The 16,431-nt window shown below is 58.1% G+C and carries 15 protein-coding genes; 7 read left to right on the top strand and 8 right to left on the bottom strand.

The genetic code is table 11. The annotated features are described in order from the left end of the window. The first annotated feature begins 155 nt into the window (after positions 1–155). Positions 156–425, top strand: a complete 270-nt coding sequence (locus KKW20_RS00420; protein ID WP_214565162.1) for a hypothetical protein — start codon at positions 156–158, stop codon at positions 423–425. Positions 426–441: 16 nt separating this feature from the next. Here KKW20_RS00420 and KKW20_RS00415 read toward each other — a convergent pair whose 3' ends face one another. From KKW20_RS00415 to ubiA, 3 genes are all read right to left on the bottom strand, one after another. Further along, a complete protein-coding gene (locus KKW20_RS00415) occupies positions 442–774 on the bottom strand; it encodes a hypothetical protein (protein WP_214565161.1) in 333 nt (110 codons plus the stop codon). Between the two features lie 11 nt (positions 775–785). After that, entirely contained in the window at positions 786–3,083 is a 2,298-nt protein-coding gene (locus KKW20_RS00410; protein WP_214565160.1) for an OmpA family protein, read from the bottom strand. A 70-nt stretch (positions 3,084–3,153) separates the two neighbouring features. Further along, complete coding sequence (gene ubiA, locus KKW20_RS00405) at positions 3,154–4,119, bottom strand: 4-hydroxybenzoate octaprenyltransferase (RefSeq protein WP_214565158.1); 966 nt, start codon at positions 4,117–4,119, stop codon at positions 3,154–3,156. A 48-nt stretch (positions 4,120–4,167) separates the two neighbouring features. On the opposite strand from ubiA, the gene KKW20_RS00400 reads away from it, so the two are divergent. The 5 genes from KKW20_RS00400 (at position 4,168) to KKW20_RS00380 (ending at position 8,732) form a co-directional block, all read left to right on the top strand. Further along, on the top strand, positions 4,168–4,890 hold the full coding sequence (locus tag KKW20_RS00400; protein ID WP_214565157.1) for a 16S rRNA (uracil(1498)-N(3))-methyltransferase: 723 nt from the start codon (positions 4,168–4,170) through the stop codon (positions 4,888–4,890). Further along, positions 4,883–5,689 (top strand): phosphotransferase, encoded by an 807-nt coding sequence (locus tag KKW20_RS00395; protein WP_214565155.1) that lies wholly within the window; start codon positions 4,883–4,885, stop codon positions 5,687–5,689. The genes KKW20_RS00400 and KKW20_RS00395 overlap by 8 nt, the downstream gene beginning before the upstream one ends. A gap of 175 nt (positions 5,690–5,864) precedes the next feature. Further along, a complete protein-coding gene (locus KKW20_RS00390; protein WP_246534370.1) occupies positions 5,865–6,740 on the top strand; it encodes a GNAT family N-acetyltransferase in 876 nt (291 codons plus the stop codon). Next, the gene (locus KKW20_RS00385) at positions 6,737–7,255 is read left to right on the top strand and encodes a hypothetical protein (protein ID WP_214565151.1); all 519 of its coding nucleotides are present in this window, start codon (positions 6,737–6,739) and stop codon (positions 7,253–7,255) included. Before KKW20_RS00390 ends, KKW20_RS00385 begins: the two co-directional genes overlap by 4 nt. A gap of 106 nt (positions 7,256–7,361) precedes the next feature. Further along, complete coding sequence (locus KKW20_RS00380) at positions 7,362–8,732, top strand: glutamate--cysteine ligase (protein WP_214565149.1); 1,371 nt, start codon at positions 7,362–7,364, stop codon at positions 8,730–8,732. Between the two features lie 184 nt (positions 8,733–8,916). Here KKW20_RS00380 and KKW20_RS00375 read toward each other — a convergent pair whose 3' ends face one another. The 5 genes from KKW20_RS00375 to KKW20_RS00355 all read right to left on the bottom strand — a co-directional run bounded on the left by KKW20_RS00375 (position 8,917) and on the right by KKW20_RS00355 (position 15,638). Further along, positions 8,917–10,320 carry an FAD-binding oxidoreductase gene (locus KKW20_RS00375; protein ID WP_214565148.1) on the bottom strand — a complete coding sequence of 468 codons (1,404 nt, stop codon included), beginning with the start codon at positions 10,318–10,320 and terminating at the stop codon, positions 8,917–8,919. A gap of 68 nt (positions 10,321–10,388) precedes the next feature. Further along, positions 10,389–11,207 (bottom strand): 2-dehydro-3-deoxygalactonokinase, encoded by an 819-nt coding sequence (locus KKW20_RS00370; RefSeq protein WP_214565147.1) that lies wholly within the window; start codon positions 11,205–11,207, stop codon positions 10,389–10,391. A 72-nt stretch (positions 11,208–11,279) separates the two neighbouring features. Then, positions 11,280–12,017: an NAD(P)-binding domain-containing protein gene (locus KKW20_RS00365; protein WP_214565146.1), complete on the bottom strand. Its 738-nt coding sequence runs from the start codon at positions 12,015–12,017 to the stop codon at positions 11,280–11,282. Next, a complete protein-coding gene (locus KKW20_RS00360) occupies positions 12,017–14,080 on the bottom strand; it encodes an NADH:flavin oxidoreductase (protein WP_246534369.1) in 2,064 nt (687 codons plus the stop codon). The genes KKW20_RS00365 and KKW20_RS00360 overlap by 1 nt, the downstream gene beginning before the upstream one ends. 13 nt (positions 14,081–14,093) lie before the next feature. Beyond that, a complete protein-coding gene (locus tag KKW20_RS00355) occupies positions 14,094–15,638 on the bottom strand; it encodes a trimethylamine methyltransferase family protein (RefSeq protein ID WP_246534368.1) in 1,545 nt (514 codons plus the stop codon). Positions 15,639–15,724: 86 nt separating this feature from the next. Between KKW20_RS00355 and KKW20_RS00350 the strand changes: the two genes are divergently transcribed. After that, positions 15,725–16,363: a TetR/AcrR family transcriptional regulator gene (locus KKW20_RS00350; RefSeq protein ID WP_343207537.1), complete on the top strand. Its 639-nt coding sequence runs from the start codon at positions 15,725–15,727 to the stop codon at positions 16,361–16,363. The last annotated feature ends 68 nt before the right edge of the window (positions 16,364–16,431 follow it).

Genomic DNA, 16,431 nt, shown 5'->3' with positions numbered 1-16,431 from the left:
ACGGCGTCACAGGGACGGCGTGATGGGAAAACCCGTGTTTATCAACAGCGTCAGCACCTTCACCCCAGCACCTATATGCGGCGGGATCAGCCCGCGCACCTTGGCCGACATAAAGCCCCATTGGCAGCGCGTTTTGACCGGGCTATGATAAGGGTATGTTTACCATCGAACACGACTTTGACGCCTCGGTCATCACACTCGTCGATGAAGGTGACACCCCGTTTCGGGAAGATGTGACCATCACGGCCTTCGCCAGCTGTATCACCGTTGATCAATGGGATCCACGCACGGATCAGGTGCATAAAATCACCCTGTCCATGACCCAACTCACTGATTTAATTGCAGCTTTGGATTTACCCGAAGGGATTTATCGCACCGTACGCCCAGAAGATGTTCCGGACGTTACAGACGGTAGCGGTGGATGACGCGAACAGAACCGCCTTAGCCGTTGGCTTGCAGGTTCCGCTCAATATAGGCGCGCAGTTCCTCAGCCTCTTGGCGGGCATCGCGCAACCCGTCCATCGCGGCGCGCAATTCTGCTTCGGTCTGCTGCATCTGATTTGACATCTCTGCTTCGCGATTTTGCAGATAGGTGATCGCCTGATCCCGCGTCTCTTCTGCGTCGTGCAACGATTGTGCCATACGGTCAATCTCGCCCATTTCATTGCTCGCGACTTTTGCAAATCTATGGATCATCCAATGTGCAAACCAGCCCAGCGCAAATGCGACGAAAAGGATGATCGCGGTGACGATAATGAATTCGGTGCGGTTCATCGGTAATATCCTTACTGCGTGGCGCTGTCAGTTGGGGTTGCGGTCTGGTCATTTTGTTCTGGGCTTGGTTCGGGACGGGGCGCAGGACGTGGATCCCCCTCGCCGGGTGTACGTGCGATGACGCCCGGTACGGTGTCAGACGGGGCATCCGGTTCAACGCCGCCTTCTGCCTCTGATCCTGCCCCAGAAACCAAGGCTGCGGGCGTGTCTATATCACCAGAGGTTTGTGTGGCACTGGGCTCTGCAGCGGCTTGCGCATCACCCTCTTGGGTCGGTTCTTGCGCCGATGGGTTTTCCGCGGCGGGATCCAACGCTGCATTCTGCTCAATCGAGGCGCCATCTTGGGGCGCGCCCTCAGCCTTTGCCGCCTGTTCCTCCGACGACAAAGCGTCACTCGCGGCGGCTTCAGCATCTGGCTGCGCACCATCGGGCGTGGGCTGGTCTGGCGCTGTATCCTCTGTCACAGCCCCCAGCGCTTCGGCACGGTCCACCGCATCAAGCAAGCGGAACTCAATCCGCCGATTGGCCTCGCGCCCCTCTTCCGAACCATTGTCCGCAATCGGATCTTCCTCGCCATAGCCTTTGGCCACCAGATTTGACGTCAGCACCCGACGCGACAAAAGCGCTGTCAAAACAGCCTGCGCACGGGTTTGCGACAAAGCGCGGTTCATTTCTTCGCGGCCCTGACTGTCGGTGTACCCGGCAACTTCCATGCGCACGTCGTCACATTTTTTCAAAAGCTCCGCGATCTTATCAACGGTTTCGCCTGCCGACGCTTCGATATTCGCGGACCCCGGCGCAAAGGTGATTTTGCTGATCGCAAGGATCTCATTGATCTGGGCCACACATTCCTGCGGCGTTGGCAGGCCCAAGACCGGATCCAGCGCCTTTTGATAGGTGACATCCACCTGAAAATTCTGCGACGCCCCCAGCTTTTCCGACAAAATACGCGAGATGGTGGCACCAGCATCCGGATCGCCAGTGTTGCCACGCACATCCACCACGTCCGGCTGCACCACAATGGCACCGTTGCTCAGATGCCCCAAAGCCTCCAGCGCCACCAGGACGCGGGTGGGCCAACCGGCCGGCAGCTCCGGATCAAGACGCGTCGCCGCATAGACATTCCCCACCCCAAAACGCGCCCGCGCATAGCTTTCCGCCGCCTCGCGTTGCAGGTCGTTGGTCAGGCGTCCGCGCAATTGCATTTGCCCTTCGGGACTGAGCGTGGCCACGAATTCCGGCGGGCCGTCGCCTTCGCCAGACCCGTCGATTTTCACAACTTCAGGCAAGATACCATGGACCGAGTAAAGGTCTGGCAGGTCTGATTCCAGCTCGCCCACGGCCCGATCAAACATTGATTGCGTGGTGCCGGGTGCCGCAACAAAGGTCACATCCGCATCGGAAAACGTGACCGACCCGCCCTTCAGCTCGCCAAGTTTACGAATGGCCGCGACAACCGCGTCGGCCCAATCCGGTGACGGCACCCCAAGCCCGATTGTGCAGTCAAAACTGCCATCCAACCCCACTTCGGCCGCCGCAGACAGAATGCGCGCACGCCCAACCGTGTCATGGGCCGAGCAGGCATCAAACCGCGCACCATCTTCATCAATCAAAAACCGGAGCGTGAACGGGGTGATGACTGGGCGTGGGGCCGAAATATTCATTGAAAGCAAAACACTGCGGGGTGCAGCGCGTTTCAGTTCACGTTCCCATCGGGATTTTTGCTCCGAACTGTCAGAAATCGCCGTGATCGCGACCCGATCCGCATCCATCGAGATTTTGGAACGCGGCAATGTGCCCAGCGCCGTCATTGCAAATTTCAGCGCATCATCCCAGTTTTTTGGCACCGGGTGGTCGGCAATCCCCATCAGATCGGTGATATGGGTCGATCCCGCGATATTCTTGATTTCTTTGGTCAGCGCCGCCCGGTCCACATCCGCGGGGATCAGACCAATCAGCGAAATCCCCTCGTCGTTGCGCAAAATCTCAATAGAAAAGTGCGGCGGCTGGATTGCTTCGGCGGCGGGTACGTTCATATTGTCAATCACGCGGGCAGCATCAACGACGGTGCCGGCCGTGGCCAAGGCCCGGAAACGCGCGATTTCGCTCGGGGCAGTGCCGGACAGGACAACCTGCAACCCATCGGCCTCGGTCGAGGCCCATTCATACCCTTGCAACACAAGGGCATCCTGAACGTAATCGACCGAAATACGTTCAATCACACCAACCGAAATCCGGGCCCCTAATAGCGCAAGCAAAGCCGCAAAAGCAAAAAGGCCGGGGGCCAAAATTGATGTGGAAATACGCATTTATCGGTTCCGCGGTGTGGTCAAAAAGGGTGATTTCACTTGTCTTAAGCCCTTGCGTGGGCAGGCGCAATCAAAGCAATAGCGATACGGCAAGAAACAGCACGGGGATCAAACCGGTATTGCGATTTGCGCGAAAAAGTCGCAGGCAAATGTCCGGGTTATCAATATCAAGCACACGCAATTGCCACGCCAGATGCCACCCCATGACCCAAGCACCGCCCAGGGCAACGGTCATCGCGATGGCATTGCGTGCGCCCATCGCCTGAATGATCGCCATCGACAGCATCACCAAAGTGAGGATCATGAAAAACGACAGCCACTGCCGGGTGCGTGCGCCAAACAGGCGAGCGGTGGATTTCACCCCAATCATCGCGTCATCGTCTTTGTCCTGATGGGCATAGATCGTATCGTAAAACAGCGTCCAGCTGATCCCAGCCAAGTAAAGCGCCACGGCGGGCCACTCGAGTCGCCCGGTATGTGCCACCCATGCCAGAAGCGCGCCCCAGTTAAAGGCAATGCCCAGAAACACCTGCGGCCACCAAGTGAAACGCTTGGCAAAGGGATAGACCAGCACCGGGATGATGGCGATGAACCCCATCAGGATGGCCGCCGTGTTGAACGTCAGCAAAATCCCCAAGGAAATCAACGCCTGTAGGCCCATCCAGATCACAGCCCCGCGCACGGAAACCTGCCCCGAAGGGATCGGGCGGCTTTTGGTGCGTTCCACCTGACCATCAAAATTTCGGTCGGTGATGTCATTCCAGGTACAGCCCGCCCCGCGCATCAACCACGCGCCCAGCGCACAGCCAACGGCAATCCACAGATCATAAAGCCCAAACCGTCCGCTTTGCCCGGATGCGAGCAATAGCCCCCACCAGCACGGCAACAGCAATAGCCACGTCCCAATTGGCCGATCCGCGCGTGACAGCCGCAAATAAGGGCGCGACCACGCAGGGGCATAATGATCCACCCAATTGCCCGAATAAGCATCGGAAACCTGTCCATTGGGGTCTGGTAGTTCGTCTGGTTGGGTCATAGGTTGCTCTTATAGTCAGGTCACTTGGGACACGAAGGTGGATCGCGTATGAAACAGGCAAAAGTTCGGCTCTTTGTAGAGCAGCCCCTAGGCAATGGGCAAACCGTTTTGATTGATCGTGACCAAGCCCATTACCTTTTTGGCGTGATGCGCATGGAAGCGGGCGATTTTGTAGCACTTTTTAACGGGCGTGATGGGGAATATACCGCAGAGATTGTGCAAGCGGGCAAGCGCAAAGGCATCTTGCTGTGTCAGCGCCAATCCAAACCGCTGCAATTGCCCCCCGATCTGTGGCTGTGTTTTGCACCGATCAAAAAGGCGCGCACCGATTTCATCGTTGAGAAAGCGGCCGAAATGGGCGCAAATGTGATCCAGCCGATGCACACCGCTTTTACCAATTCTGAACGCATCCGCCGCGACCGGCTTCAGGCCCATGCGGTGGAAGCGGCCGAGCAATGTGGCGGAACTTATGTGCCGGAAGTGCGCGATTTGGTACGCTTGGATAAACTCCTCGCCACTTGGCCCGAGGATCGAAAGATCATGTTCTGCGACGAAGCCCTTGTCGGCGCCAAACAGGCGCTGGGGGATGCGGGCGGTGACAAATGGGCCATTTTCATCGGGCCCGAGGGGGGATTTTCGGAAACCGAGCGCGAAAAACTGCGCAAAATGGGCCACGCGGTATCCCTCGGCCCACGTATCCTGCGTGCAGACACTGCCGCCGTCGCCGCGATGACCATCTGGCAACAACAATTGGGCGATTGGCGTGGCTGAAACGACGTCTTACCACCTTTGGGACGCATTGGAATTGTCCCAAGACATCCAGCGGGTGTGCGACAAAAGGTTTGGATCAGGGCAAGTCGAATTGAAAGAACTTCTGCGCGCGCGCAGTTGGGGGGTGGTTTTTTCCGCTCTTTTTCGCGGCCAGAAGGTGATTATAAAAAAGATCCAAAAGCCCGGCGCCGCGACAGTTGTGCAAAACACAAAAGCCGCGCTCGCTTGCTTTGATCGCGCCCTTGGACATGACCCTTATCGCGTCAGCAGATGCCTCGCAACGCTGCCGGGTCAGGGGCTGATCATCACCGAATTCGTCGATGGCCGAACATTGCACGAAGAATTGCAATCCGCGAGCGGTAAGCACCGCAACCGCATCTTAACACGCCTTGGCGGCTGGCTGGAGCAAGCCGCGACAATCCGCACGGAAGGGCCGGACAGCACGGTATTTTCGCCAGACTGGACCCTATCGCAACTCGCCGGCCTACCGTATGACAGCTATCCCGCAGAAGAACGCGCTATCCTGCAGTCCTTGTTCCACGCATTAACAAGATTTGGCAGATTGCACCGCGGAACAGACATGCGCCTGTGCGGCGGGCATGATGACTTCCACGCACAAAACTTCATTTGGACGGACGCCGCGCTTTGGGCGATTGATGTCGAAGCATACCGGCAGCAACCCGCCGCAAAAATGCTTGGGAATTTTCTGGGTTGGGAAGCGATGCATTCCCCCTGCTCGCGATCTCCGGCCTCATCCCCCCTCTTTTTGGTACGCGCGCCTGCGACATTGATGCGCTGACAGCTGCGGTGCAATAAAGACCTGACGAGAAAAACGTCACAATACCATTCTTCTTAATTGCGCGGCAGCTAGAGAGCCTGTTTCCGGCCTCAAAAAAACCGCTGCGTCGACAGGAAAATATCGCCCGCGCGAAGATCCTGTTGCACGACCTTTGCACGTTGATGGACCGCGAATGATGCCCACCATCCGCCCTGCCCAATCCGCTGATGCCCCCGCAATCGCACGCTTTCTTTCCGCTCGCGCCGAAACCACCATGTTCATGCGCGCGGGTCTGGCGCGGTTTGGCCTGTCTGGGTCAGATCACCCCCATGCCAACACATTCTGGGTTGAAGAGACCGCGGGGAAGATCACTGGCGTATTCGCCCGATCCAACGCGGGGTTTGTGAACGCCTGCGGCGAGGGGAGCGTGTTTTGGCGGGGGTTTTTCGACGCCATGCAAGGGCACTCCATCTCTGGCGTAAATGGCGCAGCAGATATGGCCGAGGCCATGCGCCTGACGCTGTCGTTAGAAGATGCGGCGTATGATTTGCACCGCATTGAACCGCTGTACCGCTTGGCCTTGGACAACATGGTTGAGCCCGACCCAACCGGATCAAAAAAGATCCAGATACGTCCCCCGACAAAAGAAGACACCCACACCCTGACCGCTTGGTTTCGCGCCTATCATATTGAGGCCCTTGGGGCAGAGGACGATGACGCGCTGACCAAAATCATTGCCGCGCGGGTCGATCAGACCATTGCCACAGGCAACGTGCGCCTGATGATCCAAGACGGCGCACCCGTTGCGATGACCGCCTTTAACGCGCAACTGCCGGACATGGTGCAAATCGGTGGGGTCTACACGCCGCCAGAAAGCCGAGGCCAAGGCCTTGCACGTCGGGTGGTCGCCGCCCATCTGAAAGAGGTGCGCGCACAGGGGGTGAAAACCGCCATTCTCTTTGCCAGCGGGGACGCCGCCTGCCGCGCCTATGAAGCCATCGGGTTTGAACGGATTGGGGAGTATACGCTCGCCATCCTGTCCAACCCTGTCACAATCGGAGCCCGCCCATGATCCGCCCAGATGCCCGCGCGCAAATACTACGATTTCGCGAGGCCATCCTTGGTGGGATCATTGCCGGGCTTGGCCTATGGTGGGCGTTGGGATCGCTGGGATTGATCAAATGGATGGGCATTGCGCTGGCGCTTTTGGGGGCTGCCGTTGCTTGGCAAGGCCTGATGCGCGCACGGATCCGGGTTGGCACCGGTGGCGTAGGGGTTGTGCAAATTGACGAACGACAAGTGATTTATCTGGCGCCTGTTGGCGGTGGGTTTTCCTCGCTCGATCTGGTGCAAGACATCACCATCGCCCGCGACTTTGCCGGGCTTCCGGTCTGGCGTTTTCGCACCGGGGCCGAGCTTTTGACCATCCCAACATCTGCCGAAGGGTCCGAGGCGCTGTTTGACGCGCTCACCGTTTTGCCCGGCATCGACATCGCCGCCGCAATTCGCGCGGTAAATGCCGCCTCTGACAAGGCCGGTCCTGACAGAACCGTGATCTGGTCCCGTAAGGTGGTCAATTTACATTGACCCAAAGGGGCATCACCCGGCGCGAACCCAAAGGGGCATTTCAAGTCATTGACACTGCCCTGCACTTCGCCCACCTAATAGCCTTCAGAGTTTTCAGGAGAAGCCCATGTCCATCCCACAATCCGGCGGCGGCCCAATCACCGACCACAAACAATTGGCCCAGTTTCTGGAAGACGGTTGCAAACCGCGAGAGGCGTGGAAGATCGGCACCGAGCATGAGAAGTTCGGCTATTGTCAGGACACGTTTAAACCGCTGCCTTATGAGGGCGACCGGTCGATCCTGCATATGCTGGAAGGGTTGCGGGATGGCTTTGGTTGGACCGAAGTACGCGAGGCGGGCAACCTGATTGGGTTGGAACGCAATGGCGCAAATATCTCGCTGGAACCCGGCGGACAGTTTGAACTGTCCGGTGCGCCGCTCGACAGCATCCACCAAACCTGTGACGAGGTGAACGAACATCTGCGTGAAGTACATGAAATCGCGGATAAAATCGGGGCGCGATTCATTGGCCTCGGGGCGGCGCCGGAATGGACACACGATGAGATGCCCGTGATGCCCAAAGGGCGTTACAAGCTGATGACCGACTATATGGACCACGTTGGCACGCACGGAAAACAGATGATGTACCGGACCTGCACGGTGCAAGTGAACCTCGATTTCGGGTCCGAGGCGGACATGGTGCAAAAGTTCCGCGTGGCGCTCGCGCTGCAACCGATTGCCACCGCACTGTTTGCAAACTCGCCGTTTTTTGAGGGCAAACCAAACGGCCATAAATCATGGCGTTCGCGCATCTGGCGCGATCTTGATGCATCGCGCACCGGCATGTTGCCGTTTGTGTTTGAAGAGGGCATGGGGTTTGAGCGTTATGTGCAATATGCGCTCGATGTGCCGATGTATTTTGTCTATCGAAATGGTGAATATATCAACGCGCTGGGCATGTCCTTTCGCGACTTTATGCAAGGCAAATTGCCCGCCCTGCCCGGTGAAACACCAACCCTGTCCGATTGGGCGGATCACCTGACAACAGCCTTCCCCGAAGCGCGGATCAAGCAGTATATGGAAATGCGCGGCGCGGATGGCGGCCCGTGGCGGCGCCTTTGCGCCCTGCCGGCCTATTGGGTGGGTCTGATGTACTGCCAGGAAAGCCTGGATGCGGCGTGGGATCTGGCCAAGGGATGGGACGCGGAAACCCGCGAAGCCTTGCGTGTTGCGGCGTCCGTTGATGCCCTTCAAGGCGAAGCAAACGGCGTGAAAATCCTTGATGTGGCCCGCGAAACCATTGAGATCGCCAAGCTTGGCCTGAAAAACCGCGCCCGCCCCGGCATTGGCGGGATGGTGCCAGATGAGCGTCACTTCCTCAATGCGCTGCAAGACAGTGTGGAAGAGGGCAAAACCCCGGCGGATGAGCTTTTGGAGCGTTATCACGGCGACTGGAATGGTGATCTGAAACGGATCTACGCTGATTATAGCTATTAACGCCTGAGGTCTTAGATAACAGAGGGGGATAAGGGGCGCTGCCCCTCGTCCCCTTTTCAAGGGGCCTCACCCCGAGATATTTAAGGCAAGGAAAAATAAAAAGCAGCGCCTTTTTCTTGTTCCAAATATCCTCGCCGAAGGCAAGAAATCCTAGTCACAGACGCCTGTGCCACCCGGCTCTTCCTCATGGAATAAGCTTCCCCGGGTTCATAATCCCCTTTGGATCCATTGCGGCCTTCAATTGTCGCATCACCCGCAGGGCCACGGGGTTCTTACGGCGTTTCATGGACGGCAGCTTGGACAGACCAATGCCGTGCTCGGCCGAAAAACTCCCACCAAGGGACAGCACGTTTTCTTCGACCACCTCCATCACCGCGTCACAAAGGGCGGCGTCGGACGGGTAGACCATATAATGGATGTTCCCGTCCCCCAGATGGGCAACAGACAGGGTTTCGGCCTTTGCGTCCAGCCCGTTAAGCACATCTGCCATTTGCGTGAAAAACACATCAATTTTATCCAGCGGCAAGGCAATGTCATTGTTGACCGCAGGCGTGCGCGACAGGGAAACCTCTGCCGCCGCCTCGCGCCGGGCCCACATTTCCGCGCGCTGGGTTTCATTTTGGGCAATCACCGCGTCCAGCACTGTTTCACGTTCCAGCATGTCACCCAGCACCTCTTCGAGGTAGCTCACAATTGGCAAGGCTCCATCCTCGCCAACGGCCACGTCGCGCGGGGCCGTGGCACCGATTTCCAGCAGGATATTCACCCCGTAATCTTCGTCAAAAACGCGCCGTGTATCAGGGAAAAGCCTGTGCAGTCCGGCCATATATTCGGCGGGCATATATTCAAACGCTTCGACCGCGCCGCCGGTGATCTTTTGCAATTTGTTGAGCAGTGAAAGCGCGTCGGATAGGTTTGGCACCGCCACCATCGCGGTTGCAAAGGCACCGGGCGTGGGGACCAATTTCAACACGGCCCCGGTGATGATACCCAAGGTGCCCTCGGCCCCGACGAACAGGTCGCGCAGGTCGTAGCCAGAGTTGTCTTTGTGAAGTTCACTCATTAAATCAAGCACTTCTCCGTCCGGCAGAACCACCTCAATCCCCAAGCACAGGTCCCGCGTGTTGCCGTATCTCAGCACATTCGATCCGCCTGCATTGGTGGACAACATACCCGCAATCATTGCGGACCCTTTGGCGCCAAACGTCATTGGAAAGCTCAGCCCTTGCGCGCCCACCGCATCATGTAACGTCTCAAGCACCACACCGCCTTCGACTATCGCAAGGCGCGCATCCGGGCGGATATCGCGAATCTTGTTCATGCGATCAAGCGACAGCATTAAGCTGTCTTTCGGGGCATGTGCGCCCCCCGCCAAACCGGTGTTTCCCGACACAGGCACCACTGGCGTGCCACTGTCATGGGCCAGTTTCACACAGGCCGAAACCTCTGCCGTATTGGCTGGTCGCAGCACAGCAAGGGGGGTGTTTTCATACTTGCCGATCCAGTCATGACGCCACCGCGCCATGTCGTCATCTTGCAGCACATGTTTGGTGCCAATGGCGGCGCGCAATTCATTGATCAGCGGCATGGAACATCCTTTGTCTGGGGGTGAGGTCCTGCGCCAACCCTACTGGAAATGCCCAGCAGGTCCAGCCGTTAGCCGTCAGCCCGTGATGTTGCCAAACCAGCAAGCGCAAGGGACGCTCCGGACATCGGTTCAATCATCACACCCTGCGCGGTTAACCCGTGTTGATAGGGGGCAATCGCATCCGCCTCACCAATCACCGCCACGCGTTGCCCTAGCCAATAAGGTCGCATCGCGGCAAGCTCGGCCCCGACCAAAAGGCCAGACATTTGCGCCGTCAGATCGTCTTCACCAAGACGCCCCAAATCAAGCGCGGCTTGCAGGCTGGCCAAGCGGGCAGAGAGCGCCTGTGGGCGGCTCATCATATCAGACAGGGCATCGTCAAACCCATCGCCCACCCGCAAGCACCCGCCGCACAGCGCATGCATCATCTGACCTGTCGAGGCGGATTGAAAACTGACGATTTCTTCCGCACTAATATGCGCCCAAACAGTGTTGGTGCCCACAAGACAGGCCACGCCGTCAAAGTTGGGGTCCTTGGCAATCAGCCCAGCGATGCGCGACACTTCGTGGTGCATCACGCCTGTGGGGTGGTCCTGCATCACCGGGGGCACAAGGGCAACGCGCGGATCAATTTGCATCGTTTTCGGCACAAGATGACGCGCTTTTGGCGGGCGGCAAGGCACCGGCATCACCGCGCCGCTGCACAATTCGTGACACATTCCAGAGGCCAAGATTTGTGTGTCTGCCGTGATCGACACCGTATGTTCAATTTCAGGAATTAAGGATGCAAGCGTCACGCCCGCCTCAAGCTCGCGCCGAATTTCATCGCCGCCCTCAGGCCACAGGCGCAAGATATTGCCTTCCACCTCTACTGCGATCCATTTCATTGTCAGCCCCCAGGATTTGTAACAGGTCTTATGAATAGGTTGCGCAAGATCTATATCACAAATCCACGGGCTTCACCCCCTGATTGATCCCCCCAGCGTGTTCAGCCCCTCGGTGAGGTGGTCAAGCGTGCCACCCCCCTGCATATGCTGGCGCAAACGCTGGTTGTAGCCGCCGGTGGTATTTAGCGCATCCAATAGCGGCGCACAGGGGCCCGCCATTAAATTGCTGCCGACCAACGCGCGCAGAAAAGCCTCGCCAGCGGCGGGATCTGCCACCCGGTCGCCCAGCCACATGCTGGCAACCTCAACCATGGCAACAGCGGGGGACAACACAGCCTGCGCGGCCAAAGCGGCGTCCAGTTCCGCCTGATTTTTGACGGTGTAGATTAGGTTGTCTGGTTCCAACATCCCGCGCAATGCCATCACATCCCCCATCGCAATGACCGGCGCACCGGGGGTGGCGACATTTGGAAATGGAAGCAAAATGGCGGGGGCGTTGGCCGGGGAAACCCACAGGTTTAGATCCGCCAAACTGGCCCCGGCCATCATGCTGATCACCGATTGGTCGGAACGAAACTCAAGGTTCGTTAAAACACCCTCAGCCGCCTCTGCCATCACCGCAACAAAGATCAGATCAGCCCGATCTACGACGCCTTGATTGTCCGCCACGCTCACGTTTTCATGCGCCAAAGACAGGGCGGATGAGTGCGCGTGACTGCGCTCTGACACCACAATATCGTGTCCATCACGGGCCAGACGAGGCACCAAAGCACTGGCAATGGTGCCGCATCCAATCACGCCAATCCGCATCACAGATCCTTTACAAGGCGCAGCGCATCATAGATCGCCGCATGGGTGTTGCGCGACGTCACGGCATCGCCAATCCGAAACAGCTGAAACGCCCCATCCGGGTTGGTGTTCACCGCTTGCGGACGCCCTTCGATAAACGCCGCCTGATCCAATTCGCCCCGGTTCACCGACAGCTCTTTCAGATCAAAATAGAGGTCGCAATTGGGCATGGTGCCATAGTTCACCACCACCTGATCATAATGCGCCTCGCGGGTGAGGTCGGAATAGTCGGTGCCCAATGTCACCACCATCCGGTTGCCATCCTTTGCGACATTTTTCAATCGTTCCGCCACCGTGAACCGCACGCCTTTGGGCTGCAATGCACGCATATAGGGCACAAGGTTCATCGCCATAATGTCTGGTGCGAAACTGCGATCCGGGGTCATCACTTCGACCTTTGCCCCGGCTTCGGCCGCGATTTCCGCCGCCATCAGGCCGGGGTGATCGCCGCTTTCGTCATAGATCAGAATGTCGTCTGCCGGTTTCACGTCACCCGAGATGATATCCCACGCGCTGACCACATTCGCCATCTCGCCTTTGGTTTCAAAGAGCGTCAGATTGGGCAGGCCACCGGAGGCAATAATCACGATATCGGGGCGCAACGCGGTGATGTCCTCGGCCTCGGCCCATGTATTGAATTTGAACGTCACATCGCGCGCCGCACATTGCGCCATACGCCAATCAATGATCCCGATCATCTCGCGACGGCGCGGCAGTTGTGCGGACAATAAAACCTGCCCACCGGGGTCGGGTTGCGCCTCAAACACCGTCACCTCATGGCCCCGTTCGGCGGCCACGCGCGCGGCCTCAAGCCCGCCGGGACCAGCGCCCACAACCACGACCTTTTTCTTCACCTCAGCGGGTGGAATATCATGGGGCATAGTGACTTCGCGACCCGTCGAAGGGTTGTGAATGCACAGCGCCTCACCCGCCTGATAAATCCTGTCCAGACAATAGGTTGCCCCAACACAGGGGCGGATATCATCCTCGCGTCCTTCGATGATTTTCTTGACCACATGCGGGTCCGCCATATGCGCGCGGGTCATGCCAACCATGTCAAGCTGCCCCGAGGCCACAGCGTGCCGCGCGGTCGCCACATCGGGGATGCGCGAGGCGTGAAAGGTTGGCATTCCGATCTCGGCCCGCACGCGGCCCGCAAAGTCCAAATGCGGGGCGGACCGCATGCCTTGAACCGGGATCATATCGGTCATCGCGGGGTCGGTGTGGATGCGGCCCCGGTTGATATTGAGATAGTCAATTTGGCCGCAATCCCGAAACATCCGGGCGATATCCATGCCCATGTCGGGGTCAATTCCCCCCTCTTCCGCCTCATCCGGGGCAAAGCGCACGCCGAGCACAAATGCGTCGCCCACCCGCTTACGCACCGCATCAATAATATCCATCGTCAGCTTCATCCGGCCCGCCAGATCGCCACCATACGGCCCGTCCAGATGGTTGGTCAAAGGCGAGATGAATTGATCAAGAAGATGCCCGTGGGTCATAATTTCGATCCCGTCCATGCCACCGGCTTTCATGCGCTCCGCCGCATCGGCAAAGTCAGAAATCACCCGCGCGATGTCCCAGTCTTCGGCCAGCTTCGGAAACGCATGGTGCGCCGGTTCGCGGTGCGGGGTGGAACAGACCGGCGGCAACCAATCGCCTTTGTTCCAGCCGGTGCGCCGCCCCAAATGGGTCATCTGGATCATGCAGGCCGCGCCATGTTCATGCACCGCATCGGTCAACTCGCGGATCCACGGCACCACCTCGTCTTTATAGGCGAGAATGTTGTTGAACACCGGCGGGCTGTCTTTTGACACGGCAGCCGACCCGGCTGTCATGGTCATCGCCACCCCCGCCTTGGCGCGCTCTGCGTGATATAGACGATAGCGCGCTTTGGGCATGCCCTCTTCGGGATACGCCGGTTCGTGGCTGGTGGTCATAATGCGGTTTTTCAGCGTCAGATGCTTTAGCTGATAGGGTTGCAAAAGGGGATCGTTTGACGGGCTCATTTTGGGCTGGCTCATTTTGCGTTTCTCCTCAGTACCACATGTCTTCAATCGAGGTTTTCTTCTCGTTGATGTAATCGTTTAAGCCGTCGCGAATGCCGTCATCCAAGGCGGGTGCCTGATAGTCGGCCAAGCTCTTTTTCCACGCTGCATTGGCGCGCGCGGACATGTCAACACAGCCCGCCTCGTCCCAGGTTTCCCACGGCTGATTGTCGTCCAATGCACTGTCGTAATAGGCGGTTTTATAGTGGCGCATGGTGTGCGCGCTTTCAAACAAATGCTCGCCCGGGCCCTTTTCGGCCAAGGCGTCATACCCAAGCGTGTCCTCATTGACCGGAACCCCGTCCAAATAGGCATGCAATGCGCCGCAAACGTCCACATCCAGCATGAATTTCTCATAGGACATCGACAAAAGCCCATCGAGGAACCCCGCGGAATGCAAAAGGAAATTGGCCCCACAATGCACCGCCGACATCATCGACATCATCGCCTGTGACATCGCCTGCGCATCCGGCAGCTTCGAGGTGGTGAAGTTGCCCGCACAGCGCAGCGGCAGGTTCAAACGGCGCGCAAGCTGCCCGTAAACAAGCGAGCCCAGCGCCGGTTCCGGCGTGCCAAATGTGGGCGATCCCGACCGCATCGCCATCGACGACTGGAATGAGGCAAGCACCACGGGTGCGCCGGGCCGGACCAATTGCGCCAGCGCACAAGAGGTCATGCTTTCCGCCAGACATTGCGCCACCGATCCCGCCATGGTCAACGGCGACACAGCCCCGCCCAACAGGAAGGGCAAATGGATCGAACCTTGGTTGGCCGACGCATATTCGCGGATGCCCCCGGTGGTGATTCCATCCAGAACCAAAGGCGAAGTTGTGTTGAAATTGCCCATGATCACACAGTTTTGGTCAACGAAGTCCTTGCCAAACAGCATCCGGGTCATCTCGACACTATCCGCTGCACGTTCGGGGGCCGTGACGGATCCCAAAAAGGGTCGGTCCGAGTACTGAATATGCGACATCACCATATCAAGGTGGCGTTTGTTCACCGCCACATCTGTTGGCTCACACACCGTGCCGCCGGAATGGTGCAACCACGGGGTCGATTGCGCCAGTTTCACGAAGTTCTGAAAATCCTCCATCGTGCCGTACCGCCGGCCCCGGTCCAGATCCATCACGAAGGGCGAGCCATAACTGGGGGCAAACACCACGTTGTTGCCACCGATTTGCACGTTGTTGGCGGGGTTGCGCGCGTGTTGGGTGAATTCAGACGGGGCGGATTTCAAAATGCCTCGGATCATGCCGGGGGCAAATTTCAGGTTCCAACGATCGGACCCCAGTTCGGTGACCTCTGCCCCGGCCTCGCGAAACAAGCGCACAGCCTCTGGGTCTTCGCGAAACTCCATGCCAATTTCGGCCAGAATGCGATCCGCTGTCGCCTCGATCTCGACCAAGTTCTCTTCGCTGAGAATGTCATAGGTGGGGATGCCACGCTGAATATAGGGGCGTTCCAGATGGGGATTTTGCCCGGGTGTTGCGTCACGGGTTTTCCCTTTGGACCGGCGTCTGCGTTGGCTCATCCTCATCTCCCTGAAGTGCGACTCGCTTGAATTGACACTAGCGTCATTTCATTTGACACCTGTGTCAAGTTCGCTAAAACACCCTTATGATGTCGCAAACAGAACAGTTAAAACCCTGCGCCAAGCCAAAAGGATCCGTGGATCTTTGGCTGGATGCGGCGTTTGATTTGCTGATTGAGGGCGGGGTTGAGGCGGTGAAAGTCATGCCGCTGGCCAAGCGCCTTGGGCTGACGCGCACCGGGTTTTACCATCATTTCGACGGGCGCGAAGCCTTGTTAGAGGCGCTGATTGCCCGGTGGGAGGCCAAGAACACCGGCAACCTCGTCACCCAAACCCAAGCCTACAGCGAGACCATCACCGAGGCGATGCTGAACCTTCAGGATTGCTGGCTGGACACGGGCCTTTTTGACGCCAAACTGGATCATGCCATCCGCAATTGGGCGCGTCATGATGTGCAGTTGCAACCCCGTGTGGACGCCGCAGATGCCACGCGAAAAGCGGCCATTCAGGCGATGTTTGAACGGTTTGGCTATCCTGCGGAAGACGCCCAAATCCGCACAATGGCGATCCTTTACACCCAGGTTGGCTATATCTCGATGGAGGTCACAGAGGACACCAAGCTTCGGGTCGCGCGCATCCCGGCCTATATCAAGCTGTTTGCAGGCCACGCCCCAACCGAACGCGAGCTGGCCCGTTTTCGCGCCCGCCACGGAATGCGACCTTAGCACCCCGTAAATCCCGATCGACGTCAGGGGATTTATCAAGAGCGTCTTGAGCTGTTCAGAAAAAATTT

It is taken from the genome of Aliiroseovarius lamellibrachiae, from assembly GCF_018599245.1.
In the GTDB taxonomy this organism is placed as follows: domain Bacteria; phylum Pseudomonadota; class Alphaproteobacteria; order Rhodobacterales; family Rhodobacteraceae; genus Aliiroseovarius; species Aliiroseovarius lamellibrachiae.
Note: the sequence above shows the minus strand (reverse complement) of the source record. Positions and strands in the feature narration are given on the sequence as shown.

Excerpts from the sequence above, each read along its gene's own strand:
- KKW20_RS00420 (WP_214565162.1), top strand. The coding sequence starts at position 156 with ATGTTTACCATCGAACACGACTTTGACGCCTCGGTCATCACACTCGTC.
- KKW20_RS00415 (WP_214565161.1), bottom strand. The coding sequence starts at position 774 with ATGAACCGCACCGAATTCATTATCGTCACCGCGATCATCCTTTTCGTC.
- KKW20_RS00410 (WP_214565160.1), bottom strand. The coding sequence starts at position 3,083 with ATGCGTATTTCCACATCAATTTTGGCCCCCGGCCTTTTTGCTTTTGCG.
- ubiA (WP_214565158.1), bottom strand. The coding sequence starts at position 4,119 with ATGACCCAACCAGACGAACTACCAGACCCCAATGGACAGGTTTCCGAT.
- KKW20_RS00400 (WP_214565157.1), top strand. The coding sequence starts at position 4,168 with ATGAAACAGGCAAAAGTTCGGCTCTTTGTAGAGCAGCCCCTAGGCAAT.
- KKW20_RS00390 (WP_246534370.1), top strand. The coding sequence starts at position 5,865 with ATGCCCACCATCCGCCCTGCCCAATCCGCTGATGCCCCCGCAATCGCA.
- KKW20_RS00385 (WP_214565151.1), top strand. The coding sequence starts at position 6,737 with ATGATCCGCCCAGATGCCCGCGCGCAAATACTACGATTTCGCGAGGCC.
- KKW20_RS00380 (WP_214565149.1), top strand. The coding sequence starts at position 7,362 with ATGTCCATCCCACAATCCGGCGGCGGCCCAATCACCGACCACAAACAA.
- KKW20_RS00375 (WP_214565148.1), bottom strand. The coding sequence starts at position 10,320 with ATGCCGCTGATCAATGAATTGCGCGCCGCCATTGGCACCAAACATGTG.
- KKW20_RS00370 (WP_214565147.1), bottom strand. The coding sequence starts at position 11,207 with ATGAAATGGATCGCAGTAGAGGTGGAAGGCAATATCTTGCGCCTGTGG.
- KKW20_RS00365 (WP_214565146.1), bottom strand. The coding sequence starts at position 12,017 with ATGCGGATTGGCGTGATTGGATGCGGCACCATTGCCAGTGCTTTGGTG.
- KKW20_RS00360 (WP_246534369.1), bottom strand. The coding sequence starts at position 14,080 with ATGAGCCAGCCCAAAATGAGCCCGTCAAACGATCCCCTTTTGCAACCC.
- KKW20_RS00355 (WP_246534368.1), bottom strand. The coding sequence starts at position 15,638 with ATGAGCCAACGCAGACGCCGGTCCAAAGGGAAAACCCGTGACGCAACA.
- KKW20_RS00350 (WP_343207537.1), top strand. The coding sequence starts at position 15,725 with ATGATGTCGCAAACAGAACAGTTAAAACCCTGCGCCAAGCCAAAAGGA.